Source organism: Angustibacter sp. Root456 (assembly GCF_001426435.1).
Lineage (GTDB): Bacteria > Actinomycetota > Actinomycetes > Actinomycetales > Angustibacteraceae > Angustibacter.
This window is the reverse complement of sequence record NZ_LMER01000014.1, coordinates 392,338-418,327: the sequence shown is the minus strand read 5'-3', so window position 1 is coordinate 418,327 and position 25,990 is coordinate 392,338. Positions and strand designations below refer to the sequence as shown.

Sequence of the window (25,990 nt, the reverse complement as noted above, 5' to 3'; positions counted from 1 at the left end):
CTAGGGTGCGCGGCGTGACCGCCACCTCGAGCGCCCGCGCTGCCCTGGCGTGGTTCGGTGGGCGGCTCGCCCGTCAGCTCGTCGAGGTCGTCGACGCGCACGGGCCAGATGAGGTGGCGAGCGCACTGGCGCGCCTCGAGCGCACCGGCGGCTGGTGGGCGGTGGTGGGCGAGTTCGAAGGACGCGTGAGGCTGGCCCGGTTCGCCACCGTCCGCGAGGCGCCGTTGCCACCCTCACCGCGCGGGTGGCCCGGTCTGCACCCTGCGGGCTGGACGACGTCGCTCCAGCACGAGCAGTACCTCGCGGCCTGCGAGGAGGTGCGCGACCGCATCGGGTGCGGCGAGGTCTACCAGGTGAACGTCTGTCGGGTGCTCAGCCGGCGGATCGACCCGGACGCCGACCTGCTGGCTTTGGCGGCGGCCGTCCAGCGCGACAACCCCGCGCCCTACGCGGGCTACGTGCGGCTGCCCGGGCTCGAGGTGGTCTGCGCCTCACCCGAGCTCTTCCTCGAGCGTGCGGGCCGGCGGGTGCGCACGGGGCCGATCAAGGGGACCGCCACCGAGGCGTCGCGGCTGCTGCCCAAGGACGTCGACGAGAACGTCATGATCGTCGACCTCGCTCGCAACGACCTGTCGACGGTCTGCGAGCCCGGCTCGGTGGAGGTGCCGGCGCTGCTGGCGGCCGAGGCCCACCCGGGTCTGGTGCACCTGGTCTCCCGCGTCGAGGGGGAGCTGCGAGCGGGCTCGGGCTGGCCGGACCTGTGGGCGGCCACGATGCCCCCGGCGTCGGTCACCGGCGCGCCGAAGTCGAGCGCGCTGCGGGCCATCACCGACCTGGAGCGCTCGGCGCGCGGGCCCTACTGCGGCGCCGTGGGCTGGATCGACGCGGACGCCGGGACGGCCCGGCTCGCGGTCGGGATCCGGACGTTCTGGGCCGACGGCGACCCAGCGGGCGAGCGCGTGCTGCGCTTCGGCACCGGCGCGGGGGTCACCTGGGGGTCCGATCCGCAAGGGGAGTGGGACGAGACCGAGCTCAAGGCGGCGACGCTGCTCGCCGTGGCGGCGCGCCCCCACGGCGCTCGCCGGGGCCTCTGAGACACTCAGGGCATGGTCGACGCGCAGCTGCGGGTGTGGGTGGATGGTCGGCTCGTCGACCCGCAAGCCCCGGCGATCTGCGCGCTCGACCACGGACTCACGGTCGGCGACGGCGTCTTCGAGACGCTGAAGGTCGTCGACGGCGAGCCCTTTGCGCTCACCCGGCACCTGCGCCGCCTCGCGACCTCGGCCGCGGGGCTCGGGCTGGTGCCTCCCGACGTCACCGCGCTGCGAGAGGGCATGGCCGCCGTCCTGGAGGCCGGCGAGCCGATCGGTTTCGGCCGGCTGCGACTCACCATGACCGGCGGTTACGGGCCGCTCGGTTCCGACCGCGGTGATGCGTCGCCGACCTACGTCGTCGTGGCCTCGCCGGTGTCGCGTCCCGAGGCGTCGACGGTGGTGAGCGTGGTGCCCTGGACCCGCAACGAGCGCAGCGCCGTCGCCGGGCTGAAGACCACGTCGTACGCCGAGAACGTCGTGGCGCTGGCCCACGCCCGACGGCACGGGGCCAGCGAGGCGCTGTTCACCAACACGCGCGGGCACCTGTGTGAGGGCACCGGGTCGAACGTCTTCGTGGCTGTGGACGGCCGGCTGGTGACGCCGCCGCTGTCGTCCGGCTGCCTGGGTGGCATCACCCGCGAGCTGCTGATCGAGTGGGCGATCGACGACGGGATCGAGGTCGTGGAGGCCGAGCTGGGCCTGGACGACCTGCGGGCCGCCACGGAGGTGCTGCTGACCTCATCGACCCGCGACGTCCAGCCGGTGCGGCAGGTGGACGACCGCCACCTGGAGGCACCGGGGGCGCTCGGGACGGCAGCGGCCGACCTGTTCCGTCGGCGGGCTGCCGCGAACGTCGACCCCTGAGGCCGGCCTCGGCTCAGGTGAGCAGCTTGGCGACGACCGAGTCGAGGTCGAGGTGGTCGCCCTCGAAGCCGAGCGGCACGGCCTCGTAGGTACGGCGCAAGAAGGCGTCCAAGCCGGTCGCGTCGGCGGCCAGCAGGGCGCTGCCGTCGGGGGAGCTGAGCTGCAGCATCACCACGTGCCGCCCGCGGTCGACGGTGGGCCAGACGCGCACGTCACCCTCGCCGCAGTCACCGTGCAGGCCGTCGGCGAGCAGGTCGCGGCCGAGCACCCACGAGATCGACTCCGCCCCGGCCCGGAAGGTGGCCTCGACGGCGAACGGGTCGCTGGCCTCGAACCGCAGCGTGGCGGTCAGCTGGACGCCTTCGTCCCCTGGCACCACCAGGCGCAGGTCGACGTCGTCGATGACCGACATGGGGGGCTGCAGCATGGCGCGTCCTCCTGGGGCGAGGGGCGGGATAGCCCGGTCGACAAACCCGGTCTTCGCAGATGTTCCCACCTGGAGGACCCGTCAAACCTCACTGTCCGATTTCGACGGAAAGTCTTCCGCTCAGCCGCAAACCCTACTGCCGCAACAGTAAAGAGATGGTCAAGCCCGGGTATAGACACGAGCAAACCGCGTCGGCTGACCGGGGCAGGTCACCCGAAAGTACGCTTGCCGACCATGGAGCAGCCGCCGCCGGGGGAGCGCGACCACCACCTTCAGGACCACCACGCCCACGATCGTCACCCTCACGACCGCGCGACGGTGGTCGACGAGGACGAGGATCGCTTCGCCTGGCGCGCTCGCCTCAAGCGAAATCCCACGACCCGACGCATCTACCGCATCGTGGTGGGGGTGGTCGGCCTGGCGGTCATGGCCGTGGGCATCCTGGCGATTCCGGCCCCCGGCCCGGGCTGGGCGATCGTGTTCGTCGGCCTGGCGATCTTGGCGAGCGAGTTCGAGAAGGCTGACCGGCTGCTCGGCTTCGCGCGCCGTCACGTGCATCGGTGGACCACGTGGATCAGCCAGCAGGCCCTGTGGGTGCGAATCGCCGTCGGGCTCGCCACCCTCGTGCTCGTGCTGGCCATCTTCTGGGCTTACTTCGCGGCGTTCGGCGTGCCCGGGTGGCTGCCCGCCTTCGCGCACGACCTCCTGGTGCGGGTGCCCGGGTTGGAGTGAGGGCCCCGGCATCGGGTAGTGTTACCGACCGCAGCACGGGCGATTGGCTCAGTGGTAGAGCGCCTCGTTCACACCGAGGAGGTCACTGGTTCGAACCCAGTATCGCCCACTTCCGCAACCCGCTGGTCGCCTCGCGACCGGCGGGTTCTGCGTTCTCGTGCGGGCTGCGCGCAGGCGTAGGCTCGCCTGCGTGAGCCACGAAGCCGAGCACTACGGGCCGGTGGTCGGACGCGTCGCCGGCCTGCGCGCCTTCCCCGTGAAGTCCATGACCGCCCCCCGGCTTGAGCACGCCCGCGTCGAGGCGAGCGGCCTGCAGCACGACCGCGCCTGGGCTGTCGTCGACGACGAGGGGGCGGTGGTGACCGCCAAGCAGGTCAACGGTCTGCGGGACGTCGCCGCCGTCGTCCCGGACGGTGCGCACGCCCCCGAGCTGGTGCTCGCGGGCGAGGACGAGCCACTGACCGGCAGCGCCGCCGACGCGGCCGTCGCCCGGCTGGTCGGCCGGCCCGCCCGGCTTCAGGTGGCCGACGGCGCGTCGTTCGCGGACGTCGCGCCCGTGCACGTGGTGAGCCGTCAGGCCGTCGAGCGGGCGGCAGCCGACGAGGGCACCACCTTCGGCGACCCGGCGTGCAGCGTCGAGGAGCCGCGAGCGAACGTCGAGCTCGACCTCGTCGACGGCGAGCTCGAGACCGCGTGGGTCGGCCGCGAGCTGCACCTGGGCGACGTCGTCCTGCGCATCAGCCAGCAGCCGAAGCACTGCCTGGGCGTCTACGCCGACGTGCTGCGGGCCGGTACGGTCGAGGTCGGGGACGACGTCCGGCTCGTCTGACGCCACGAAACCCCGTCGGTCGGCACCACGCCGCGCCGATACGATCGCCTGAGCCGGTGAGTGCCGGCGTCCGACTGACCAGGAGGCCTCTCGTGTCCGCCCAGATCACCGTGTCCGTCGCCGGGAGCGAGCGATCGGTGCCGGCGGGGACGACGGCGGGCGAGCTGTTCGAGGACGCCTCCCGCGGTCCGCAGGCCGTCGTCGTCGCCCGCGTCGGCGGCGAGCTGCGCGACCTCAGCCACGTCCTGAGCGACGGTGACGTCGTCGAGCCCGTCACCATCGACAGCGAGGACGGCTTGGCGGTGCTGCGCCACTCGACCGCTCACGTGCTCGCCCAGGCGGTGCAGCAGGTGAACCCCAAGGCGCGGCTGGGCATCGGGCCGCCGGTGCGCGACGGCTTCTACTACGACTTCGACGTCGACACCCCGTTCACGCCGGACGACGTCAAGGCGCTCGAGAAGGCGATGCAGAAGATCGTCAACGAGGGCCAGACCTTCGCCCGCCGCGCGGTGAGCGACGACGACGCGCGCGCCGAGCTGGCCGACGAGCCGTACAAGCTCGAGCTCATCGGCCTCAAGGGTGGCGCCGCCGACGCGGCCGAGGGCGCCTCGGCCGAGGTGGGCGCCGGTGAGCTCACCATCTACGACAACCTGCGGCGCGACGGGTCCGTGGCCTGGAAGGACCTGTGCCGCGGCCCGCACCTGCCTACCACCAAGCTCATCGGCAACGGCTTCAAGCTCATGCGCACTGCCGCGGCCTACTGGCGCGGCAGCGAGAAGAACCCGCAGCTGCAGCGCGTCTACGGCACCGCGTGGCCCACCAAGGACGAGCTCAAGGGCTACCTCGACCGGCTGGCCGAGGCCGAGCGCCGCGACCACCGCAAGCTGGGCGCCGAGCTCGACCTGTTCTCCTTCCCCGACGAGATCGGGTCCGGCCTGGCGGTCTTCCACCCCAAGGGCGCCGTGATGCGCATGGAGATGGAGGAGTACTCGCGCCGCCGGCACATCGAGGCCGGGTACTCGTTCGTCAACACCCCGCACATCACCAAGGCGAAGCTCTTCGAGACCTCCCGTCACCTGGAGTGGTACGCCGAGGGCATGTACCCGCCCATGCACCTGGACGCCGAGCTGAACGCCGACGGCTCGGTGCGCAAGCCCGGGCAGGACTACTACCTCAAGCCGATGAACTGCCCCATGCACAACCTGGTGTTCCAGTCGCGTGGGCGGTCGTACCGCGAGCTTCCGTTGCGGCTGTTCGAGTTCGGCACCGTCTACCGGTACGAGAAGTCCGGCGTCGTGCACGGGCTCACCCGCGCGCGCGGCTTCACCCAGGACGACGCGCACATCTACTGCACCCGCGAGCAGATGCGCGACGAGCTGGCGTCACTGCTCACCTTCGTGCTGAACCTGTTGCGCGACTATGGGTTGAACGACTTCTACCTCGAGCTGTCGACCCGCGACCCCGAGAAGTCGGTCGGCGACGACGCGACCTGGGCCGAGGCCACTGAGACCCTGCGCGAGGTGGCCACCGAGTCCGGGCTGCACCTCGTCGACGACCCGGGCGGCGCAGCGTTCTACGGGCCGAAGATCTCGGTGCAGGCGACCGACGCCATCGGGCGCACCTGGCAGCTGTCGACGATCCAGCTGGACTTCTTCGAGCCGGAGCTCTTCGAGCTCGAGTACACCGCGCCGGACGGCTCGCGGCAGCGCCCGGTGATGATCCACCGCGCGCTGTTCGGGTCGATCGAGCGGTTCTTCGGCATCCTCGTCGAGCACTACGCCGGGGCGTTCCCCGCGTGGCTGGCGCCGGTGCAGGTCGTCGCCATCCCCGTGGCCGACGCCCACGTCGACTACCTGCAGGACGTCGCAGCCCGGCTGCGCGCTGAGGGTGTGCGGATCGAGGTCGATACCGCCGACGACCGGTTCCCGAAGAAGATCCGCAACGCGCAGAAGGCCAAGGTGCCGTTCATGCTGATCGCGGGCGACGACGACGTCAGCAAGGGCGCCGTGTCGTTCCGTTACCGCGACGGGTCGCAGAACAACGGCGTGCCGCTCGACGACGCCGTCGGCGAGATCCTGGAGGCGATCCGCACGCGGGCCGTCACCCCGTGAGCGAGGAGCACGTCGAGCCGGCCGACCAGTTCGTCGGTGACCCGGACGGTTTCGAACGCCTCTGGACCCCGCACCGGATGGTCTACATCGACGGCCAGAGCAAGCCGGCCGACGACTCCACGCACGAGTGCCCGTTCTGCCGCGTGCCGCGCCTGGACGACGAGAGCGGGCTCGTCGTGCACCGCGGTGAGCTCGCGTACGCCGTGCTGAACCTGTACCCGTACAGCCCGGGGCACCTCATGGTGTGCCCGTACCGGCACGTCGCGGCGTACGTCGACCTCACCGACGACGAGGCGCACGAGGTCGCGGCGCTGACGCAGTCGGCGATCCGGGCGCTCACGAAGGCGTCGGCGCCGCACGGCTTCAACATCGGCATGAACCAGGGTGCGGTGGCCGGCGCGGGCATCGCCGCGCACCTGCACCAGCACGTCGTGCCGCGGTGGGGCGGGGACGCCAACTTCATGCCGATCATCGCGCGCACCAAGCCGCTGCCCGTGCTGCTCGGCGAGACGCGCCAGCGCCTCGCCGACGCCTGGCCCAGCGCCTGACCCCCCGCCCAGCGTGCGGACATGGGTGCGGCGGAGGTGTCGTGATCGCAGCACTCTCGCCGCACCCAGAGCCGCACCTTGCGGCCCGACGATTCGTCGTGCATCAGTAGGCGGCGTACTCCGACACGACTGCTCGACGCCGCCAGCCGGGGCGTGGGCCGAGCGACCGGAGACCCGCGTACCTCGTCGAGCCCCGGACGTCGCCGGGAGCGACCTCGACCTCGAGCCTGCTTCGACGGTCGCCGTCCAGACGTCCGACGCGCCCCGCGGCGCAGGCTCCGAATAGCAGGGCGAGCCAGTCGAGGTCGCCCGACTCGCAGAAGCCGGCCACCGTCGTCCACAGCTCGTCGTGGTCACCGGCCAGGTACTCGACCGTGATCGACGCGGCACCGTCGCGGTCAGGCACCACCTCGAGCACGCGCAGCTGCGAGCCGGGCTCCGTGCGGTCCTCGATCCGGGCCCGACCACCGTGGCCCCCGCTTTCGGGCGGGCGGTCAGCGGGGGCGGCAGGGGAAGAAGACCTCGGTGCGTGGTGTCTCGACCTCCGGGCCGTCGAGGTAGCACTCCCACGGCTCGCCCGCCGCCGCGAGGTCGTGCTCCGACAGCCACGCCGTCACCGCCGCGTAGGCCTCCCCGAGCATGCCGTAGTCGCCGACGTGCAGCGTGCGGGCGGCCAGGCCTGCCGGCAACGTGGTGGCCTCGACCTCGCCGTCGCCGCCCACCAGCGGCGCGAGCAGGGAGAACCCCGCTTCGATGTCCCAGCCGCCGTCGTCGGCCACGCGGTACCTGGCGAACGCCGGACCCGCCGGGCCGAGACCGCGGGGGCCGACGGCGGCGATGACGGCGCTGAACGCGCCGCCGAGGAAGGCGGGGATGCCGTCGTGGGCGACGTGCCCGCGGACGACGGCAGCTGGCCGCTCCGGCAGATCGACCTCGGTGACCTCGTAACTCATCGCGTCAGGGTGTCGCGGTGGGATCGGGCGCGGGTAGGGAGGAAGGTCCCACCTCGCCGGAACGTCGGTGGCGCCACCAGGCGACCACCCGATCGCGGTACTGCTCGAGCGGCAGGAACGCCAGCATCATCACCAGGTGCGGCCAGAAGGCGATGGTGATGGTGGCGTAGACGCCGGCGTGGAACAGGTACCACGCCAGCACCATGAGCCGGCGCCAGCGCTCGGGCAGCACGAAGATCACCCACGACAGCAGCTCGGCGCCCACGATCACCCACTGGCCGACGTGCAGCAGCCACGGCGTGTGCAGGAACAGCTCGCCGATCGGCGTCCCACGACGCACGACCGCGCGCACGAGCGTGGCCGAGTTGACCCACTCCGGGCCGCCGAAGCGCAGCTTGGCCACCGACGACAAGAAGTACGTCGCGATCGCGCCGAGCTGCACCGCTCGCAGCGCGAAGCCGGCCGCCTCGCTGAGTCGCTTGTCGTCCAGGTGCGCCAGCCCCACCGTCGGCAGCAGCAGCAGAGCCAAGACGAAGTCGCCCCGGTCGTGGTCGACCTTGCCGTAGCTGAACGCGACGTACTGGTACCAGCTCCAGGTGAGGGCGACGAACCAGCCCGCGGCGCGGGGGAAGCGCCCGGTGATGGCCACGACGGCGCCGGCCACCGACCCCCACTTGAGCACCTCGACGAGCACGAGCGTGGCAGCCGGCAGGTGCAGCAGGCGCCCCGCCACGAGCGGCTCGTACCAGACCGGGTCGGCGAAGCCGTGGTACCAGCCCGAGGTGTGCAGGAACACCACGTCGACGATGACGAACGCGTAGACCACCACCCGCAGCAGCGCGACGCGGGCCAGGGGAGCGGGCTCGAACAGCCATCCGCGCAGCCGGCTCACCGAGCGCTCCACGACGCGACCTCGCGGGTGCGGACCTCGCCGGTCGGCACGCGGTCGACGATCACCGTCTCGCGGCGCACGAGCCGCACCGCGGTCCAGGGTGCGTCGCTGGGGTGCAGGCGGACGTGACTGGCGGCCAGGGTGCCGAGCATCCCCGGGTCACTGGTGATCTGCGGGATGCGCCCCTCGACCTCGGCCCGGTTGAGACCGACGTTCCAGGGCGTCAGTCCGGTCGGGCGCCACGAGACGTCGTCCGCCGTCTGCACCTCCAGCGCCATGGCCACGACCGCGCCGGACGCCGGGGTCGACGTCGAGAACATCCGCCACGGCGAGAACGGCCACCAGTCGTCCTGGCCGACCACCGAGCCGAGGACGAACAACGCCGCCAGCACCGTCAACGTCGCGGCTCGCCACCGCACACCCCACGCCCCGAGCGTGGTGCCCCCTGTCTGCACGCCGTGATGCTAGCCGTCAGCGCCCCCGGCCTGGGCGAGGATGCGGTCGGCGACGTTGGGCGGCACCGGCTCGTGCCGCACGTAGTGACGGGTGAAGACGCCGGTGCCGTGAGCCACCGACCGCAGCTCGACGGCGTACCGCGACAGCGACGTGGCGGGGACGTCGGCCCGCACCCGGCTGCGGCCGTTGCCCAACGGCTCGGTGCCCGTGACCTGCCCTCGGCGCGACGACAGGTCGGTCATCACGGCCCCGACGTACTCGTCGTCCACCGTGATCTCGACCTCGTCGACCGGCTCGAGCAGCCGCAGGCCGGCGCTCGCGGCGTCCTCGAGCGCCATGCCTGCGGCCGTCGCGAAGGCGGCGTCGCTGGAATCGACGGAATGCGCCTTGCCCCCCGTGAGCGTCACGCGGACGTCGGTGAGCGGGTACCCCGCCATGAGGCCCTTCTCCGCCCGCGCGCGCACGCCCTTCTCGACGCTGGCGATGTACTGCCGCGGGACCGCGCCGCCCACCACCTGGTCGACGAACTCGATCCCGCTGCCCGGCGGCAGCGGCTCGACGTCCACCTCGCACACGGCGAACTGGCCGTGGCCGCCGCTCTGCTTGACCAGCCGGCCGCGCCCCGACCCGGCTCCGACGAACGTCTCGCGCAGCGACACCCGCACCGGCACCGCCTCGACGTGCACGCCGTAGCGGTCCTGCAGGCGGTCGAGCACGAGGCCGACGTGCGCCTCACCCATCGCCCACAGCACCAGCTGCTGGGTCTTGGGGTCGTGCTCGATGCGCACCGTGGCGTCCTCGACGGTGAGGCGTCCGAGCGCCTCGGCCATCTTCTCCTCGTCTGACGGCGTGGCCGCGCGGATCGCCACGGGCAGCAGGGGTTCAGGCATGACCCAAGGCTCGACGAGCAGGGGGTCGCCGATGTCCGAGAGGGTGTCGCCGGTCTCGGCCCGGGTGAGCCGGGCGACAGCGCAGATGTCGCCGGCGATGCATCGCCCGGTGGGGCGCAGCTGGCCGCCGAGCGGGCTGTTCAGCACGCCGACCTTCTCGTCGACGTCGTGGTCCTCGTGGTTCTCCAGGGTCGTGCCCGAGAACCGCTCGCTGTGGCCCGACACGTGCACGGCGGTGTCGGGGTGGAGGGTGCCGGAGAACACGCGCACGAGGCTGACCCGGCCGACGTACGGGTCGGTGGTGGTCTTGACGACCTCGGCCACGAGCGGGCCGTCGGGGTCGCAGGTGAGTGGGCCGCGCGGGTCACCGTCCGGGGTCGTGACGCCGGGCAGCGGGTGCTCGTCAGGCGCGGGGAAGCCCTGCGTGATGATCTCGAGCAGCTCGTGCGCGCCAACTCCGGTCTCGCCCACGACGGGGAGCACGGGGTAGAAGGAGCCGCGGGCCACCGCGCGCTCGAGGTCGGGGATGAGGATGTCGGTGCCCACCGCCTCGCCTGCGAGGTAGCGGTCCATCAGGGCGTCGTCCTCGGACTCCTGGATGATCGCCTCGATGAGGTCCGAGCGACGTCCCTCGACGAGCTCCTGGTGCTCCGGGTCGGAGTCGCGGACGGTGCGCGAGCCGCCGCTGTAGTCGGCCAGCTGCAGCGAGAGCAGCCCGATCAGCCCGGCCACGGTGTCGGCGTCCTCGGTGCCCTCGTCGTGCAGCGGCAGGTAGAGCGGCACGACGCCGTCGCCGAAGACGCGCTGGCACACGGCCACGGACTCCTCGAAGTCGGCTCGTGGCTGGTCGAGCTTGGTCACGACGACGGCGCGGGGCATGCCGACCGAGGCGCACTCGTCCCACAGCAGGGCCGTGGCACCGTCGAGGCCGTCGACCGCGGAGACGACGAACAGGGCGGCGTCGGCGGCCCGCAGGCCGGCGCGGAGCTCACCGACGTAGTCCGGGTGCCCCGGAGTGTCGACGAGGTTGATCTTGGTGCCGTCCCACTCGCAGGAGGCCACCGCGAGGGCGACCGAGCGGTGCTGCTTCTTGGCCTGGTCGTCGAAGTCGGTGACGGTCGTGCCGTCGTCCACGGACCCGGCGCGGGTGATCGCGCCGGTCGCCAGCAGGAGTGACTCCACCAGGGTGGTCTTCCCTGAGCCGGCGTGCCCGACGAGCACGACGTTGCGGACTCTTTGCGGTGAGGCGGCCTCGTGTGCCATGACGTGCCCTCCTGCCGGGCCGGTTGCGGCCGGGTGACCGCGAGTGACCGGGCGCTGGCGCCTCAACCCTGTCGTGTGGCGAGCATCGGCACAAGGACCGATGTCCCGTGGGTGCGGCTGGCGATCCGGGCACCTTCCCGCCGGTAGGATCGCCCGGTGCTGAACCGCTTCGCCCGTGCCTTCTTCACCCGCCTGCTGACGCCCGCAGCCGGCCTGCTGCTGCGCGCCGGCATCAGCCCGGACGTCGTCACGCTCGTCGGCACCCTGGGCGTCGCCGCCGGGGCGCTCGTCTTCTACCCGAGCGGCCACCTGCTCATCGGCACGCTGGTGATCACCGCGTTCGTGTTCAGTGACACCGTCGACGGCATCATGGCCCGGGCCTCGGGCCGGTCGAGCGCGTGGGGCGCGTACCTCGACTCGACTCTCGACCGCGTGGGGGACGCCGCCATCTTCGGTGGCCTGGTGCTCTGGTACCTCGGCCGCGGCGACGACACCCTCACCGGCACCCTCGCTCTCGCCTGCCTCGTGCTCGGCGCCGTCGTCTCGTACGCGAAGGCCCGCGCCGAGGGTCTCGGCATGACCGCGAACGTCGGGATCGCCGAGCGCGCCGACCGGCTCGTCGCCGTGCTGGTCACCACCGGGTTCGTCGGGCTGGGCCTGCCCGACGTCGTGCTCACCGTCGTGCTCGCGCTGCTCGCCGTGGCGAGCCTGGTCACGGTCGTGCAGCGGATGCTGGAGGTGCGCCGGCAGGCGCTGCGGGCCGTGCCGCCGCCCGCGCCGTGACCCGCGCGGTGACGCGAACGGTGACTGGCGTGGCGACCCGGCCACGACGCACCCGGCTCGTCGACGCGGTGACGTACGCCCTGTACGCCGCGGGGTGGCGGCTCGTGCGACTCCTGCCCGAGGGCCTCGCCTACCGGCTCTTCGAGGTCGTCGCCGATGTCGCCTGGCGACGGCGCGGCACTGGTGTGCGTCGTCTGGAGGCCAACCTCGCGCGGGTGCGGCCCGGACTCGACGCGGCCGGTCTACGGACCCTCTCACGCGCCGGCATGCGGTCGTACCTGCGCTACTGGTGCGACAGCTTCCGGCTGCCCGACTGGTCGCACGAGAGGATCCGGTCGACCGTGCGCGTCGAGGGCGACGAGCCGGTGCGCGAGGCGCTCGCCTCCGGGCGGGGCGTCGTGATGTTCCTCGGGCACCTGGGCAACTGGGACCACGCCGGCGCGTGGTCGACGCTGTCGCTCGCGCCGGTGACGACCGTCGCCGAGCGGTTGCGGCCCGAGCGGCTGTTCGACCGCTTCGTGCGCTTCCGTGAGCGGCTGGGCATGACGATCATCCCGCTCACCGGTGGGTCCGACGTCTTCCGCACGTTGCTGCGCACCCTGCGAGACGGTGGGTTCGTTCCGCTGCTCGCCGACCGTGACCTCACCCAGGGCGGGGTGGAGGTCCAGCTGTTCGGTGAGCCCGCCCGGATGGCCGTGGGGCCCGCGGCGTTGGCGCTGCAGACCGGCGCCGCGCTGTTCGCCGTCGGCATCTTCTACGAACGTCGCTCGAGCGGCGGCCACGGGATCGTCGTCCGGTGGGCGCCGCCCGTCGACACCACGGACGTCGGCAGCGGACGGCCCGCGGTCACCGCGCTCACCCAACGGTGCGCCGACCACCTCGCCGAGGTCATCGCCGCGCACCCCGAGGACTGGCACATGCTGCAGAAGGTCTTCGTCGCCGACCTCGACCCGGCGCGGAGGCCGGCATGAGGATCGGTCTGGTCTGCCCCTACTCGTTCGACGTGCCCGGCGGGGTGCAGTTCCACGTCCGTGACCTGGCCGAGCACCTCATCGCCCTGGGCCACGACGTGGGCGTGCTCGCGCCGGCGGACGACGACACACCCGTGCCGCCGTACCTCACCTCGGCCGGACGCAGCGTGGCCGTCCCGTACAACGGCGCCGTCGGGCGGCTGGTCTTCGGGCCGGTCAGCGCGCGCCGGACGCGCAAGTGGGTCGAGGCCGGCCAGTTCGACGTCCTGCACGTGCACGAGCCGATCGTGCCCAGCGTGTCGCTGCTGGCGCTGTGGGCCTACGACGGGCCCGTGGTGGCGACGTTCCACACCTCCAACCTGCGCTCGCGCCTGATGCAGTCCGGGTACCCGCTGCTGCGCCCCAGCCTGGAGAAGATCGTGGCGCGCATCGCCGTGAGCGAGGACGCGCGGCGCACCGTCACCACGCACCTGGGGGGCGATGCCGTGGTGATCCCCAACGGCGTCGACGTGGACGTCTTCGCCCGCGCGGACACGCGGCCGGAGTGGACCGGCTCCGCCGAGCGCCCGACCATCGCGTTCGTCGGCCGCATCGACGAGCCGCGCAAGGGCCTGCCGGTGCTGTGTCAGGCCGTGCCGCTGCTGCTGGAGCGGCTTCCCGGCGTCCAGGTGCTCGTGGCCGGCATGGGCAGCGAGGAGGACGCGCGCAAGCTGCTTCCCGCCCACGCGCAGGAGGCGGTGACCTTCCTGGGCATGGTCAGCGACCACGACAAGGCCTCGTTGCTGCGCTCGGTCGACGTGTACGTCGCCCCGCACACGGGTCAGGAGAGCTTCGGCATCGTGCTGGTCGAGGCGATGAGCGCCGGCGCCCCTGTCGTGGCCAGCGACATCGACGCCTTCGCTCGGGTGCTCGAGCACGGCGAGCTCGGCGTGCTGTTCGCGAACCGGGACGCGTCCGCTCTGGCCGCCGCGCTGGGCGACCTGCTGGTCGACGAGGGGCGCCGCGCCCGGCTGAGGGCGGCGGCTGCCGTCGGCGTGCGCCGCTACGACTGGTCGGTGGTGGCGCAGGAGGTGCTGGCCGTCTACGAGACCGTCACCGACGGCGTGCGTTCGTAGAGTGGCGGCCGTGGACCAGCTGCAGATCGTGCTCGGCGCCTTGCTCGTCCTGGCGCTGCTCGCGTGGTACCTGTCGTTCTCCGCCAGCCGGCTCGACCGGTTGCACCATCGCGTCGAGGGTGCGGTCGCCGCGTTGGACGCCCAGCTGGTGCGGCGGGCCGAGGCCGCGGTCGAGCTGGCGACGTCCGGTGCGGTCGACCCGGCGTCGGGCCTGCTGCTGGCCGACGCGGCGTCCATCGCGCTCGAGGTGGGGGAGCAGGCGGATCACGTCGGCGCCACGCAGCACGCGGTCGCGCCGCGGCTGGCCGGCGGCGACCTGCCGGGCCAGGACCACGTCTCGCGCGAGCGCGCCGAGAGCGACCTGTCGCAGGCCCTGCGGGCGACGCTCGACCAGGACGTCGTCGCGCAGCTGTCCGCCGATCCGGTCCTCGCCCCGCTGGTCGACCGGCTCGCTGCGGCGTGCCACCGGGTGCGGCTGGCACGCCGGTTCCTCAACGGCGCCGTCACCGACGCCGCGCGGGTGCGCGGCAAGCGGGTCGTGCGGTGGGCGCGGCTGGCCGGCCGCGCCGAGGTACCGCAGACCTTCGAGATGGACGACGACCCGCCCCCTGCTCTCGTGGACTGACGCAGTGGGCGCTCGGGGCTCGTCCGGCTCGCAGACTGCTGGGCTCGGGGGTGCGGCGCGCGCCGTACGATGGGCGCGTACACCCCGTCGCTTCTTCCTGTGAGGTTCGTGTGTCCACCGACAGCAGCGCCCCCGACCAGGCCGGGCTGGAGCCCCGCCACGAGCTCGGCACCGCCAGGGTCAAGCGCGGCATGGCCGAGATGCTCAAGGGCGGCGTCATCATGGACGTCGTCAACGCCGAGCAGGCGAAGATCGCCGAGGACGCCGGCGCCGTGGCCGTCATGGCGCTCGAGCGGGTCCCGGCCGACATCCGCGCTCAGGGCGGCGTCTCGCGCATGAGCGACCCCGACATGATCGACGGCATCATCGCCGCCGTCTCGATCCCGGTGATGGCCAAGGCCCGCATCGGCCACTTCGTCGAGGCGCAGGTGCTGCAGTCGCTCGGCGTCGACTACATCGACGAGTCCGAGGTGCTCACCCCGGCCGACTACGCCAACCACATCGACAAGTGGCAGTTCACGGTGCCCTTCGTGTGCGGCGCCACCAACCTGGGCGAGGCCCTGCGCCGCATCACCGAGGGCGCGGCGATGATCCGCTCCAAGGGTGAGGCCGGCACCGGCGACGTCTCGAACGCCACGACGCACATGCGCAAGATCGGCGGCGAGATCCGCCGGCTGCAGTCGCTGCGCGACGACGAGCTCTTCGTCGCGGCCAAGGAGCTGCAGGCGCCGTACGAGCTGGTCAAGGAGGTCGCCGAGAAGGGCAAGCTGCCCGTCGTCCTCTTCACCGCCGGCGGTATCGCCACGCCGGCCGACGCCGCGATGATGATGCAGCTCGGCGCCGAGGGCGTCTTCGTCGGCTCGGGCATCTTCAAGTCCGGCAACCCGGCACAGCGCGCCGAGGCCATCGTGAAGGCCACGACCTTCTACGACGACCCCGACGTCATCGCGAAGGTCTCGCGCGGTCTCGGTGAGGCCATGGTGGGCATCAACGTCGACGAGATCCCGCAGCCGCACCGCCTCGCCGAGCGCGGCTGGTAGGTCTCACCGCAGAACGGGCGTCGAACCCTCCGGCCGGCTGTCGCAAGCTCCTTCACGCCGGCCTCCGGGTTCGGCGCCCGTTCTGCTCCTCGGGGGTCCAGGCTGCCGCGGTCTCCCCGCTCGTGGGATCTCCCCGCTTCGACGGGGTCAGGTGACCTGGGCGCGGGTGGCGTAGCGGGCGTCCTCGAACTCGCGCCGCTCGAGCACCTCGGCCAGCTGCTGCGCCGACGCCAGCACGTCGGCGTGGGAGAGGTACAGCGGCGCGAAACCGAGCCGCACGACGTCGGGCTCGCGGAAGTCGCCGACGACCCCACGCGCGATCAGGGCCTGGACGACGGCGTAGGCCTGGGGGTGGCGCAGGGCCACCTGCGAGCCGCGGCGGTCGTCGTCCAGCGGGCTGACGATCTCGACGTCGGGCAGCAGCTGCTGAACGCACTCGATGAAGAAGCCGGTGAGCGACAACGACTTTCGCCGGACGGCGGCCAGCTCAAGACCCTCGTACGCCGTGAGCGCAGCCTCCAGCGCCAGCACCGAGAGCAGCGGCGGGGTGCCGACCTTGGCGCGCGCGATACCGCCCGCCGGAGCGAACGAACCCTCCATGGCGAACGGCCGCGCGTGGCCGTGCCAGCCGCTGAGCGGCTGGTCGAACTCGTCCTGCAGCCGGCTGGCGACGTAGATGAACGCCGGGGCGCCGGGGCCGCCGTTCAGGTACTTGTAGCCGCAGCCGACGGCGAGGTCGACCTCGTGCTCGTCCAGGCCCACCTCGACGACGCCGGCGCTGTGGCACAGGTCCCACAGCGCGAGCGCACCGACGTCGTGGACGGCGCGCGTGAGGCCCGGCAGGTCCCACAGCTGGCCGGTGCGGTAGTCGACGTGCGAGAACGACACGAGCGCCACCTCGTGGCCGCGCCGCTCGAGCACCGCGCCCAGCTCGTCGGGCCGCGCGTGCACGATCTGCAGCCCCGCGAGGGAGGCAGCACCCTCCAGCACGTACTGGTCGGTCGGGAAGACGCCCGGATCGCTCACCACGACGGTGCGGCCGGGTCGCAGTCTGGCGGCCGCGACGTAGCACTTGAAGAGGTTGACCGACGTCGAGTCACCCACCGCCACCTGGCCGGGGGCCGCGCCCACCAGCCGGCCGACGGCGTCACCGACCCGCAGCGGCGCGCCCCACCAGTCGTGAGAGTTCCACGACGCGATGAGGTCGTGACCCCACTGCTGCCGGACGACGTCGGCCACGGCGTCCGGGACGCACGAGGGCAGGGCCCCGAGGGAGTTGCCGTCGAGGTAGATCACGCCCTCAGGCAGGTCGAACCGCTCGCGGGCGTGGGCGATCGCATCGTCGGCGTCGAGGCGCTGGGCGCGCTGCTGGAGCTCCTCCGCGGAGGCCGTCGTGGTGGTCACGAGCCGACGGTACCGGCGGGGGGCTCGGCGCCGCGAGCACCCTCGCGCCACTGCTCGGCGGTGACGCCGTAGACGACGTGCCGACGACCGGGCCAGTCGGGGAAGCGCGGGTGGTCGAAGTCGGCGTCCGGACGTCGTCGGAGCCCGATCCTGCGCATCACCGCTTGCGACCGCACGTTGGCGTGACTCGTGAACGACACCACGTCGGGCAGCCCGAGGTCGTCGAAGGCGACACCGAGGGCCGCCGTCGCGGCCTCCGACGCGAAGCCGTGCCCCCAGTGCCGGCGCGCCAGGCGCCAGCCGACCTCGACGTCGGACGCCACCGGCACGTCCTCAGGTACGGGAGTGAGGCCCGTGAAGCCGATGAACTCGCCCGTGTCGGTGCGCTCCAGCGCCCAGACGCCCCAACCGTGCTCGCTCAGGTGTCGCTCGAACCGCTCGATGGTGGCCTCACTGGTCGCTCGGTCGTGCAGCGACGGGAAGTGCTCCATCACCGCCGGGTCGGCGCCGAGGGCCGCGAACGGCGCGCGGTCATCGGCGACCCACCGCCGCATCAGCAGCCGCTCGGTGCGCAGCTCGTCGTACCGCTCGACCCGCTGCTCCAGCACCTGGGCCGGCCAGCCCTGGACGTCGACGGCGTGCGTCGCGACGAACCCCTGCCGCTCGTACCACCGCACCAGCTCGCGCTCGCCGCCCCCGAAGCAGTCGACGCGCAGGAGCTCGACCCGCTCACGACGGCAGCGCTCGCGCGCGTGCGCCAGCAAGGCGTCGCCGATGCCGCGCCCTGATGCCGACCGCGAGGTGACGAGCAGGTGCACGAAGCGCTCCGGCTGGCCGGCCGGGCCGACGTAGGACGTCGGGTGGTCCTCGACGACGATCGCGCCGAGGACGCGTTCGCGGCCCGCGTCGTCCTCGACGGCGACGACGAGCCCTGGGCTCGCGGCGAGCCGGTCGACCTGCCGTCGGGCGGCGTCGCGCTCGGACCACGGCTGCGTTCCCCACTGGTCACTGCGCCCGCGGTCGACGAGCCAGGCCACCGCCTCGTCGAGCAGGCGCAGGATCGCGGGTGCGTCGTCCGGCGTGCCCGGGCGGAGCCGGGGTGATGGTGTGGTCACCCTGCAGTGATAGCAGCGTCGCAGGGTCGACGGCGCCCGCTTTACCTCGCGACAAAGCGGTGCCGCCCCGCCAGTAGGCTGGGACCTCGTGAGTCCCATCATCGGTGTGCTGGCCCTGCAGGGCGACGTCCGCGAGCACCTGCAGCTGCTGGCGGAGCTCGGCGCCCTCGCCCGACCCGTCCGTCGTCCCGAAGAGCTCGACGATCTCGACGGCATCGTCTTCCCCGGCGGGGAGTCGACGACCATCGACAAGCTGTCGCGAGCGTTCGAGGTGCGCGAGCCGCTGGTCGCGCGCTTGCGCGACGGCCTGCCGGCGTACGGCTCCTGCGCCGGGATGATCCTGCTCGCCGACCGCGTCGTCGACGGCCGCCCCGATCAGCAGACCTTCGGCGGCATCGACATGACGGTGCGCCGCAACGCCTTCGGCCGTCAGGTGCACTCCTTCGAGGGCGACATCGAGCTCACCGGCATCGACGGCGGCCCGCTGCGCGCCGTGTTCATCCGCGCCCCCTGGGTCGAGGAGGTCGGTGAGGGCGTCGAGGTGCTCGGCCGGGTCGAGCAAGGTGAGGCCGCAGGTAGGATCGTGGCGGTGAGGCAGGGCGCGCTGCTCGCGACGTCCTTCCACCCCGAGGTGACCGGCGACGACCGCGTGCACCGGGCATTCGTCGAGATGGTGAGGGAGCGTTCATGAGCGGCCACTCCAAGTGGGCGACGACCAAGCACCAGAAGGCTGCGAAGGACGCCAAGCGCAGCAAGGTGTTCGCCAAGCTGATCAAGAACATCGAGGTCGCGGCCCGCACCGGCGGCGGCGACCCGGCGGGCAACCCCACGCTCTACGACGCCATCCAGAAGGCCAAGAAGACGTCGGTGCCCAACGACAACATCGACCGCGCGGTCAAGCGCGGCTCGGGGGCCGAGGCCGGCGGCGCCGACTGGCAGACGATCATGTACGAGGGCTACGGCCCCGGCGGTGTCGCGTTCTTGGTCGAGTGCCTGACCGACAACAAGAACCGCGCCGCGATGGAGGTGCGCACTGCGCTGACCCGCAGCGGCGGCAGCCTGGCCGACCCCGGCAGCGTCGCGTACCTGTTCTCGCGCAAGGGCGTCGTGACCGTCGCCAAGGAGCAGGACGGCAAGAGCCTCAGCGAGGACGACGTGCTGGCGGCCGTGCTCGAGGCCGGCGCCGAGGAGGTCAACGACAACGGCGACACCTGGGAGGTCGTGAGCGAGCCGAGCGACCTCGTGGCGGTGCGCACCGCCCTGCAGGGCGCCGGGATCGATTACGACTCGGCCGAGGCGCAGTTCGTGCCCAGCACCCAGATCGAGCTCGACGTCGAGGGCGCGAAGAAGGTCTTCAAGCTCATCGACGCGCTCGAGGACAGCGACGACGTCCAGAACGTCTACGCGAACTTCGACGTCAGCGACGAGGTCATGGAGCTGGTCGAGGCCTGAGCCGCTGGGCTCGCTGGCCGTCGGCGTGCCGCGCCGACGCCGCCCGCCCGCCTGTGTAGCGTGCATCCCGAACACCTGTTCGGATCCGGTACCAACTCGAGCGGAGGCACGCGTGCGCGTCCTGGGCGTCGACCCCGGCCTGACCCGGTGCGGAGTCGGCGTCGTCGACGGCGCACCCGGCCGGCCGCTGTCGCTGGTGGAGGTGGGCGTCGTGCGCACGTCTCCCGACGCACCGGTCGCCCAGCGGCTGCACGAGGTGGAGGTGGCGCTGCTGCAGTGGGTGGAGCGCACCGCTCCCGATGCCGTGGCCGTCGAGCGGGTGTTCAGCCAGCACAACGTGCGCACCGTGATGGGTACGGCGCAGGCGTCGGCGGTCGCGATGCTCGTGGCGGCCCGGCTGGGCCTGCCCGTCGCGCTGCACACCCCCAGCGAGGTCAAGGCCGCCGTGAGCGGCAACGGGCGCGCCGACAAGGCGCAGGTGGCCGCGATGGTCACCCGCCTGCTGCGGCTCGACGCGCCACCGCGCCCTGCGGATGCCAGCGACGCGCTCGCCCTGGCCATCTGCCACGTCTGGCGCGGGGGAGCGGCAGCGCGGATCGAGGCAGCGCTGGCGAAGGCGGGTGCCCGGTGATCGCGGCGGTGTCAGGTGTCGTCCAGCGGCTGCGGCTCGACGCCGCGGTCGTGACGGTTGGCGGCGTCGGGCTGCTCGTGCACGCGAGCCCCCGCACCCTCGCTGGCCTGCGCGAGGGCCAGCACGCCGAGCTCGCGACGTCGCTGGTGGTGCGCGAGGAGTCACTGACGCTCTACGGTTTCGCCGACGACGACGAGCGCGCGACCTTCGAGACCCTGCAGACGGTGTCGGGCATCGGGCCGCGGCTGGCGTTGGCGATGCTCGCGGTGCACGAGCCCGAGGCCCTGCGGCGCGCCGTCGCCACCGAGGACCTGACCGCCCTGCGCAAGGTGCCCGGCGTGGGTCTCAAGGGCGCCCAGCGCATGGTGCTGGAGCTCAAGGGCAAGATCGGCCTGCCGGGCGCCGTCGACCACGCGCCCAGCGAGCCGGCGGCTGCCGACGACGACACGTGGCGCGGTCAGGTGCGCGAGGCGCTCGTGGGGCTGGGTTGGGCGGCCAAGGCAGCGGAGGACGCCGTGGCCGAGGTGGCACCCGCCGCAGGCGAGCCGGTGGACGTCCCGGCGGTGCTGCGTGCCGCCCTGCAGCGGCTGGGTCGCACGTGAGCGAGCAGAGCGCCCCGAGCCCCGGCGTCGAGGCCGACGACGGCTCCTACGAGCTCACCGCTCGCGTGGTCACGGCAGACGCTGAGGCCGACGAGCGCGTGGTCGAGGGCGCGCTGCGGCCGACCCGGCTGTCCGAGCTCATCGGGCAGACGCGCGTGCGCGACCAGCTCGACCTCGTGCTGCAGGCCGCCACGCGCCGCGGCACCCCGCCCGACCACGTGCTGCTGAGCGGCCCACCCGGCCTCGGCAAGACCACCCTCGCGCTCATCATCGGAGCCGAGCTGTCGGCACCGGTGCGGATCACCAGCGGCCCGGCGATCCAGCACGCCGGCGACCTCGCGGCGATCCTGTCGTCCCTCAGCGAGGGCGAGGTGCTGTTCCTCGACGAGATCCACCGCATGTCACGGCCGGCCGAGGAGATGCTGTACCTCGCGATGGAGGACTTCCGGGTCGACGTCGTCGTCGGCAAGGGGCCGGGCGCCACGGCGATCCCCCTCGAGCTACCTCGCTTCACGCTCGTGGGAGCGACCACGCGCTCGGGCCTGCTGCCCGCGCCGTTGCGCGACCGGTTCGGCTTCACCGCGCACCTGGACTTCTACAGCGCCGACGAGCTCGACCAGCTGATCCACCGCTCGGCCCGGCTGCTCGGCGTCCAGCTCGACCAGGAGGGCTCGGTCGAGATCGCCGGCCGCTCGCGGGGCACGCCTCGCATCGCCAACCGGCTCCTGCGCCGGGTGCGCGACTGGGCGCAGGTGCACGGCGGGGGAGCGATCGACCGGCACGCCGCGCGGTCGGCCCTCGAGCTCTACGACGTCGACGAGCGGGGCCTCGACCGGCTCGACCGGGCGGTGCTCAACGCGCTGTGCCAGCGCTTCGCCGGTGGGCCAGTCGGTGTCGCGACGCTGGCCGTGGCCGTGGGGGAGGAGGTCGAGACCGTCGAGACGGTCGTCGAGCCGTTCCTCGTGCGCGAGGGCCTGCTGCTGCGCACGCCCCGAGGCCGTGCGGCGACGCCCCAGGCCTGGCGGCACCTGGGCCTGCGGCCGCCGTCGCCGGTAGTGGCGGGCGGTCAGCTCGACCTGCTCGACACCACCGACGACGAGCAGCAGGACGGCGAGGGAACTGGGCGCTTCGGCTGATCGTCACCACATAGTGACCTGCGTAGTTTGACGGTTTCTTGGGTGCGGTGCCTCCGCTCACCTAGACTCGACCGTCGGCCCCGGCGTGTACCTTGCTCGCCGGCCACACACCTCGAAGTCGACCGGCTCCACCGCCGGCGGAAGGAACACGGCGCGTGAAAGCCTCAGACCTGCTGATCTTCGCCCTGCCTGTGCTGCTCCTGCTGTTCCTGTTCACCTCGCAGCGCAAGCGGCAGCGCCAGTTCACCGACCTGCAGGCGACGCTGCAGCCCGGGCAGGACGTGCTCACGACCTCCGGGCTCTACGCGCGCATCGTGTCGATCGACGACACCGTCGCCGTGCTGGAGACCGCGCCCGGGCAGACCGTGCGCTGGGATCGGCGGGCGATCGCCAGCGTCGTCCCCGCGCCCGGGGCGACCCCGCCGCCCGACCTCGGGCCGACCGCAGAGCCTGACGCACCCACCGGCGAGAAGTGAGAGCCTGACGTGGCTGGACCCAGCAGCAAGCGCCACGGCCGTCCCGGCCGCACCATGCTCGCCCTCGTCGGGCTCGTGGTGATCCTGGCCGGCATCATCGGCGCCCAGGTCAAGTGGGCGGACGGCGCGCAGTGGACGCCGCGCCTCGGCCTCGACCTCGAGGGCGGCACGCAGATCATCCTCGAGCCGGTCGTCCAAGGTGGCGGCAAGGTGACCGCCGAGACCCTGCAGCAGTCGGTCGACATCATCCGTGCCCGCGTCGACGGCAGCGGCGTCGGCGAGGCCGAGATCACCACCGAGGGCGGCCGCAACATCGTCGTCGCGGTGCCCGGCAAGATCGACGACCGCCAGCGCCAGCTCATCAAGCAGTCCTCGCAGCTGCGGTTCCGCGCCGTGCTCGCGGCCGCTCCGGCCCAGACGGCGCCGGCACCGACGGCCACGTCGACGGGCAGCCCCTCGGCGACGAGCCCCTCCGGCACGGCGACGAAGCCGGCCGCGAGCGCGACGCCCACCGCCACGGGCAACGCCACGCCGTCCAGCCAGCAGCGCGGCCTGCCGCAGGCGCTGGTGAAGGGTTCCACGACGACGCCGACCCCGACGGCGTCCGCGAAGCCGTCCGGCGGCGCGACGCCGTCCGCCACGCCCACCGACCCGAGCGACCCGGCCTGGATCACCCCTGAGCTCGAGCAGAAGTTCCTCGCGCTCGACTGCACCGACACCACGGCGCTGCAGGGCAGCACCGACGACCCGAAGAAGCCGCTGGTCACCTGCTCGTCCGACCGCACCGAGAAGTACATCCTCGGGCCGGTCGAGGTCGACGGCACCGATATCAAGGACGCCAGCGCCGGTCTGCAGCCGACGCAGAACGGCGGGACCTCCACCACGTGGGAGGTGCGACTCAACTTCGACAGCCAGGGCGCCAACAAGTTCCTCGACGTCACCAAGCGCCTGTACACCCTGCCCGAGCCGCGCAACCGCTTCGGCATCGTGCTCGACGGCCTGGTCATCTCCGCTCCGAGCGCGAACGAGCCCATCGCCGGCGGCTCGGCTTCGATCACCGGCAACTTCACCCAGCAGTCGGCGATGGCCCTGGCCAACCAGCTGAAGTACGGCGCGCTGCCGCTGTCGTTCCAGGTGCAGACCGAAGAGCAGATCAGCCCGCTGCTCGGCGCCGAGCAGCTGCAACGCGGCCTGCTCGCGGGCCTCATCGGACTGTTGCTCGTGATCCTGTACTCGTTGTTCCAGTACCGCGCGCTCGGTTTCGTCACCGTGGCCTCGCTGGTGGTGGCGGGAGTGATCACCTACGAGATGGTCGTGCTGCTCGGCAACTCCGCCGGCCTGCGGCTGTCGCTCGCCGGCGTCACGGGTCTGATCGTCTCGATCGGTGTCACCGCCGACTCGTTCATCGTGTACTTCGAGCGCGTGCGCGACGAGGTGCGTGAGGGACGCAGCCTGCGCGCTGCCGTCGAGACCGGCTGGCGACGGGCCCGGCGCACGATCCTCGCCGCCGACGCCATCAACTTCCTCGCCGCGGTCGTGCTGTACGTGCTCGCCGCCGGTGGGGTTCGCGGCTTCGCCTACACCCTCGGCCTGGCCACGATCATCGACGTCGTCGTGGTCATGCTGTTCACGCACCCGCTTCTGTCGGTGCTGGCTCGAACGAAGTTCTTCGGGCAGGGCCACCGCTGGAGCGGGCTCGATCCCGAGCGCCTGGGCACCGGCATCAGCCTCGGCGTCAAGGCCAACCTGGGCACGATCGCCTCCCGCCGCGCGGCTGCCGCCGCCTCGACCCGTCAGGACGCGTGATGTTCGACTTCGCCCGGTTCGGCAACCAGCTCTACACCGGCGAGCGGTCGCTGGAGGTCGTGCACCGCCAGAAGACCTGGTACGCCATCTCCGCCGTCCTGCTCATCATCTCGTTCGCCGCGCTCGGCGTGCGCGGGCTGACGCTCGGCCTGGAGTTCACCGGCGGCTCGGAGTTCCGGATCTCCAACGCCAAGACGACGAGCGACATCCCCGGCGCCCGGGCGGTCGGCGAGGTCGTCCCCAGCTCGGACGCCAAGGTCGCCCAGGTCGGCGCCAACTCGGTGCGCGTGCAGACCGACAAGCTGTCGGACGCCCAGACCGACGAGGTGCGCGACAAGCTGGCCGAGGCCTACGGCGTCCCCGTCGACGAGGTCACGGCCTCGTACGTCGGCCCGTCGTGGGGCCAGACGGTGTCGCAGAAGGCGCTGCAGGGCCTCATCGTCTTCCTGATCCTGGTCGCCGCGGTCATCTCGCTGTACTTCCGCAACTGGAAGGTGGCCGTCGCCGCCATCGTGGCGCTGCTGCACGACCTCATCATCACGGTCGGCATCTACGCCCTGGTCGGCTTCGAGGTGACGCCGGCGTCGGTGATCGGCTTCCTGACGATCCTCGGGTACTCGCTCTACGACACCGTGGTCGTCTTCGACAAGGTGCGCGAGAACACCGCACACCTGACCACGCAGACCCGCCGCACGTACTCCGAGGCCGCGAACCTGGCCGTCAACCAGACGCTCGTGCGCTCCATCAACACCTCGGTGGTGGCGCTGCTGCCGGTCGGCTCGATCCTGTTCATCGGCGCCTTCCTGCTCGGCGCCGGCACGCTGAAGGACCTCTCGCTGGCGCTCTTCGTGGGTATCGCCACCGGCACGTACTCGTCGGTCTTCATCGCGACGCCGCTGCTGGCCGACCTGCGCGAGCGCGAGCCCGAGATGGTGGCGCTGCGCAAGCGCGTGCTGTCGCGGCGGCAGGAGCCCGCCGTCCGCGAGACGCGCCCGGTCGGCGGCACGCAGCCGGCGGCGTCCGGTGGTGCGGCCACCGCCGTGCTCGACCGGACCGACACGGCCCCGGACGACGACCCGCGGGGCGTGCGGGCCACCGGCCCCCGCAACCAGCCGCGTCGCAAGAACACCCGGAAGCGCCGGTGACCGACGAGCCGGTCGCCGAGCTGCTGCGGCGGCTGGTCCGCGACGTCCCGGACTTCCCGCAGCCCGGCGTGGTGTTCAAGGACATCGCGCCCCTGCTCGCTGACGGTGCGGCGTTCGCCGCGGTGATCGGGCACTTCGCCGACCGCTATCGCGAGCGGGTCGACGCCGTCGTGGGCATCGAGGCACGCGGCTTCATGCTGGCGGCGCCGCTGGCGATCGAGCTGGGCGTCGGGTTCGTGCCGGTGCGCAAAGCCGGCAAGCTCCCCGGCCAGACGCATCAGGTGAGCTACGACCTCGAGTACGGCACCGCGTCGGTGGAGGTGCAGGTCGACGCCTTCACTCCTGGCCAGCGCGTGCTGGTGCTGGACGACGTGCTGGCCACCGGCGGCACGGCCGAGGCTTCGTGCGAGCTGGTCGAGAAGGCGGGCGCTGAGGTCGTCGAGCTCGCGATGCTCATGGAGCTGTCGTTCCTGCGCGGCCGCGAGCGCCTGCCCGGACGCGCTGTCCACAGCCTGCTGACGGTATGACCTGCCGCCCCTCCCGCGTTCCGTAGACTGTGAGCCCGGGGAGTCTCCCGGGTCCGGCACCGGTGAGGAGGGGCACGTGGCAGATCCCGTGCGCAGCGTCGCG

General features: G+C 72.5%; 28 protein-coding genes, 1 tRNA gene and 1 pseudogene. 21 read left to right on the top strand and 9 right to left on the bottom strand.

The features are described from left to right. Nucleotides 1-14: 14 nt before the first annotated feature. Nucleotides 15-1,094 carry an anthranilate synthase component I family protein gene (locus tag ASD06_RS07125; RefSeq protein WP_056675169.1) on the top strand — a complete coding sequence of 360 codons (1,080 nt, stop codon included), beginning with the start codon at nt 15-17 and terminating at the stop codon, nt 1,092-1,094. Between the two features lie 27 nt (nt 1,095-1,121). Further along, a complete protein-coding gene (locus ASD06_RS07120; protein ID WP_056675166.1) occupies nt 1,122-1,958 on the top strand; it encodes an aminotransferase class IV in 837 nt (278 codons plus the stop codon). Between the two features lie 13 nt (nt 1,959-1,971). Here the strand turns inward: ASD06_RS07120 and ASD06_RS07115 are convergent, their stop codons facing one another. Beyond that, the gene (locus tag ASD06_RS07115; RefSeq protein WP_200941927.1) at nt 1,972-2,385 is read right to left on the bottom strand and encodes an SsgA family sporulation/cell division regulator; all 414 of its coding nucleotides are present in this window, start codon (nt 2,383-2,385) and stop codon (nt 1,972-1,974) included. Nucleotides 2,386-2,619: 234 nt separating this feature from the next. On the opposite strand from ASD06_RS07115, the gene ASD06_RS07110 reads away from it, so the two are divergent. From ASD06_RS07110 to ASD06_RS07090, 5 genes are all read left to right on the top strand, one after another. Further along, on the top strand, nt 2,620-3,117 hold the full coding sequence (locus ASD06_RS07110; protein WP_056674874.1) for a TIGR02611 family protein: 498 nt from the start codon (nt 2,620-2,622) through the stop codon (nt 3,115-3,117). A 37-nt stretch (nt 3,118-3,154) separates the two neighbouring features. Beyond that, a tRNA-Val gene (locus ASD06_RS07105) sits at nt 3,155-3,226 on the top strand. An 81-nt stretch (nt 3,227-3,307) separates the two neighbouring features. Then, complete coding sequence (locus ASD06_RS07100; RefSeq protein ID WP_056674872.1) at nt 3,308-3,946, top strand: MOSC N-terminal beta barrel domain-containing protein; 639 nt, start codon at nt 3,308-3,310, stop codon at nt 3,944-3,946. A gap of 92 nt (nt 3,947-4,038) precedes the next feature. After that, nucleotides 4,039-6,057: a threonine--tRNA ligase gene (gene thrS / locus ASD06_RS07095; RefSeq protein ID WP_056674869.1), complete on the top strand. Its 2,019-nt coding sequence runs from the start codon at nt 4,039-4,041 to the stop codon at nt 6,055-6,057. After that, nucleotides 6,054-6,605: an HIT domain-containing protein gene (locus ASD06_RS07090; protein ID WP_056674867.1), complete on the top strand. Its 552-nt coding sequence runs from the start codon at nt 6,054-6,056 to the stop codon at nt 6,603-6,605. Before thrS ends, ASD06_RS07090 begins: the two co-directional genes overlap by 4 nt. 103 nt (nt 6,606-6,708) lie before the next feature. On the opposite strand, the gene ASD06_RS07085 is transcribed toward ASD06_RS07090, so the two are convergent. From ASD06_RS07085 to ASD06_RS07065, 5 genes are all read right to left on the bottom strand, one after another. After that, nucleotides 6,709-7,011 (bottom strand): hypothetical protein, encoded by a 303-nt coding sequence (locus ASD06_RS07085; RefSeq protein WP_157371562.1) that lies wholly within the window; start codon nt 7,009-7,011, stop codon nt 6,709-6,711. Nucleotides 7,012-7,099: 88 nt separating this feature from the next. Then, nucleotides 7,100-7,558, bottom strand: a complete 459-nt coding sequence (locus tag ASD06_RS07080) for a GyrI-like domain-containing protein (protein ID WP_056674864.1) — start codon at nt 7,556-7,558, stop codon at nt 7,100-7,102. Nucleotides 7,559-7,562: 4 nt separating this feature from the next. Further along, nucleotides 7,563-8,462 (bottom strand): hypothetical protein, encoded by a 900-nt coding sequence (locus ASD06_RS07075; protein WP_056674862.1) that lies wholly within the window; start codon nt 8,460-8,462, stop codon nt 7,563-7,565. After that, a complete protein-coding gene (locus ASD06_RS07070; RefSeq protein ID WP_157371561.1) occupies nt 8,447-8,905 on the bottom strand; it encodes a hypothetical protein in 459 nt (152 codons plus the stop codon). Before ASD06_RS07070 ends, ASD06_RS07075 begins: the two co-directional genes overlap by 16 nt. Nucleotides 8,906-8,914: 9 nt before the next feature. After that, entirely contained in the window at nt 8,915-11,059 is a 2,145-nt protein-coding gene (locus tag ASD06_RS07065; protein ID WP_056674858.1) for an elongation factor G-like protein EF-G2, read from the bottom strand. Between the two features lie 156 nt (nt 11,060-11,215). On the opposite strand from ASD06_RS07065, the gene pgsA reads away from it, so the two are divergent. The 5 genes from pgsA (at nt 11,216) to pdxS (ending at nt 15,593) form a co-directional block, all read left to right on the top strand. Further along, on the top strand, nt 11,216-11,842 hold the full coding sequence (pgsA, locus tag ASD06_RS07060; protein ID WP_056674857.1) for a phosphatidylinositol phosphate synthase: 627 nt from the start codon (nt 11,216-11,218) through the stop codon (nt 11,840-11,842). Between the two features lie 29 nt (nt 11,843-11,871). After that, on the top strand, nt 11,872-12,813 hold the full coding sequence (locus tag ASD06_RS07055; RefSeq protein WP_056674855.1) for a phosphatidylinositol mannoside acyltransferase: 942 nt from the start codon (nt 11,872-11,874) through the stop codon (nt 12,811-12,813). Then, entirely contained in the window at nt 12,810-13,928 is a 1,119-nt protein-coding gene (locus ASD06_RS07050) for a glycosyltransferase family 4 protein (protein ID WP_056674853.1), read from the top strand. The genes ASD06_RS07055 and ASD06_RS07050 overlap by 4 nt, the downstream gene beginning before the upstream one ends. 10 nt (nt 13,929-13,938) lie before the next feature. Continuing rightward, a complete protein-coding gene (locus ASD06_RS07045; protein WP_082537813.1) occupies nt 13,939-14,553 on the top strand; it encodes a hypothetical protein in 615 nt (204 codons plus the stop codon). 110 nt (nt 14,554-14,663) lie between these two features. Beyond that, on the top strand, nt 14,664-15,593 hold the full coding sequence (gene pdxS / locus ASD06_RS07040) for a pyridoxal 5'-phosphate synthase lyase subunit PdxS (RefSeq protein ID WP_056674850.1): 930 nt from the start codon (nt 14,664-14,666) through the stop codon (nt 15,591-15,593). Between the two features lie 147 nt (nt 15,594-15,740). Here pdxS and kynU read toward each other — a convergent pair whose 3' ends face one another. From kynU to ASD06_RS19950, 3 genes and pseudogenes are all read right to left on the bottom strand, one after another. Beyond that, a complete protein-coding gene (kynU, locus tag ASD06_RS07035) occupies nt 15,741-16,997 on the bottom strand; it encodes a kynureninase (RefSeq protein WP_056675160.1) in 1,257 nt (418 codons plus the stop codon). Continuing rightward, on the bottom strand, nt 16,994-17,551 hold the full coding sequence (locus tag ASD06_RS19955) for a GNAT family N-acetyltransferase (RefSeq protein ID WP_056675157.1): 558 nt from the start codon (nt 17,549-17,551) through the stop codon (nt 16,994-16,996). Before ASD06_RS19955 ends, kynU begins: the two co-directional genes overlap by 4 nt. 105 nt (nt 17,552-17,656) lie before the next feature. After that, nucleotides 17,657-18,211 (bottom strand): annotated as a pseudogene (locus ASD06_RS19950) (N-acetyltransferase family protein); the annotation flags it as partial. On the opposite strand from ASD06_RS19950, the gene pdxT reads away from it, so the two are divergent. From pdxT to ASD06_RS06985, 9 genes are all read left to right on the top strand, one after another. Next, nucleotides 18,201-18,803, top strand: a complete 603-nt coding sequence (gene pdxT, locus ASD06_RS07025; protein WP_056674847.1) for a pyridoxal 5'-phosphate synthase glutaminase subunit PdxT — start codon at nt 18,201-18,203, stop codon at nt 18,801-18,803. The pseudogene ASD06_RS19950 and the gene pdxT sit on opposite strands and share 11 nt — an antisense overlap. Then, nucleotides 18,800-19,564: a YebC/PmpR family DNA-binding transcriptional regulator gene (locus ASD06_RS07020; RefSeq protein ID WP_056674845.1), complete on the top strand. Its 765-nt coding sequence runs from the start codon at nt 18,800-18,802 to the stop codon at nt 19,562-19,564. Before pdxT ends, ASD06_RS07020 begins: the two co-directional genes overlap by 4 nt. A 112-nt stretch (nt 19,565-19,676) precedes the next feature. Further along, nucleotides 19,677-20,195 (top strand): crossover junction endodeoxyribonuclease RuvC, encoded by a 519-nt coding sequence (gene ruvC / locus ASD06_RS07015; protein WP_056674844.1) that lies wholly within the window; start codon nt 19,677-19,679, stop codon nt 20,193-20,195. After that, nucleotides 20,192-20,797, top strand: coding sequence for a Holliday junction branch migration protein RuvA (ruvA, locus tag ASD06_RS07010; protein ID WP_056674842.1), 606 nt, complete (start codon nt 20,192-20,194; stop codon nt 20,795-20,797). The genes ruvC and ruvA overlap by 4 nt, the downstream gene beginning before the upstream one ends. Beyond that, entirely contained in the window at nt 20,794-21,933 is a 1,140-nt protein-coding gene (gene ruvB, locus ASD06_RS07005) for a Holliday junction branch migration DNA helicase RuvB (RefSeq protein WP_056674841.1), read from the top strand. The genes ruvA and ruvB overlap by 4 nt, the downstream gene beginning before the upstream one ends. A 155-nt stretch (nt 21,934-22,088) precedes the next feature. After that, on the top strand, nt 22,089-22,409 hold the full coding sequence (gene yajC / locus ASD06_RS07000) for a preprotein translocase subunit YajC (RefSeq protein WP_056674839.1): 321 nt from the start codon (nt 22,089-22,091) through the stop codon (nt 22,407-22,409). Between the two features lie 9 nt (nt 22,410-22,418). Continuing rightward, complete coding sequence (gene secD, locus ASD06_RS06995) at nt 22,419-24,215, top strand: protein translocase subunit SecD (protein ID WP_056674836.1); 1,797 nt, start codon at nt 22,419-22,421, stop codon at nt 24,213-24,215. Next, nucleotides 24,215-25,360: a protein translocase subunit SecF gene (gene secF, locus ASD06_RS06990; protein WP_056674835.1), complete on the top strand. Its 1,146-nt coding sequence runs from the start codon at nt 24,215-24,217 to the stop codon at nt 25,358-25,360. The genes secD and secF overlap by 1 nt, the downstream gene beginning before the upstream one ends. After that, nucleotides 25,357-25,887: an adenine phosphoribosyltransferase gene (locus ASD06_RS06985; protein ID WP_056674832.1), complete on the top strand. Its 531-nt coding sequence runs from the start codon at nt 25,357-25,359 to the stop codon at nt 25,885-25,887. Before secF ends, ASD06_RS06985 begins: the two co-directional genes overlap by 4 nt. The last annotated feature ends 103 nt before the right edge of the window (nt 25,888-25,990 follow it).

Coding starts and splice junctions, on each gene's coding strand:
- ASD06_RS07050 (WP_056674853.1), top strand. CDS start 12,810: ATGAGGATCGGTCTGGTCTGCCCCTACTCGTTCGACGTGCCCGGCGGG.
- ASD06_RS07020 (WP_056674845.1), top strand. CDS start 18,800: ATGAGCGGCCACTCCAAGTGGGCGACGACCAAGCACCAGAAGGCTGCG.
- ASD06_RS07110 (WP_056674874.1), top strand. CDS start 2,620: ATGGAGCAGCCGCCGCCGGGGGAGCGCGACCACCACCTTCAGGACCAC.
- ASD06_RS07080 (WP_056674864.1), bottom strand. CDS start 7,558: ATGAGTTACGAGGTCACCGAGGTCGATCTGCCGGAGCGGCCAGCTGCC.
- secF (WP_056674835.1), top strand. CDS start 24,215: ATGTTCGACTTCGCCCGGTTCGGCAACCAGCTCTACACCGGCGAGCGG.
- ASD06_RS07115 (WP_200941927.1), bottom strand. CDS start 2,385: ATGCTGCAGCCCCCCATGTCGGTCATCGACGACGTCGACCTGCGCCTG.
- ASD06_RS19955 (WP_056675157.1), bottom strand. CDS start 17,551: ATGCGGCGGTGGGTCGCCGATGACCGCGCGCCGTTCGCGGCCCTCGGC.
- ASD06_RS07065 (WP_056674858.1), bottom strand. CDS start 11,059: ATGGCACACGAGGCCGCCTCACCGCAAAGAGTCCGCAACGTCGTGCTC.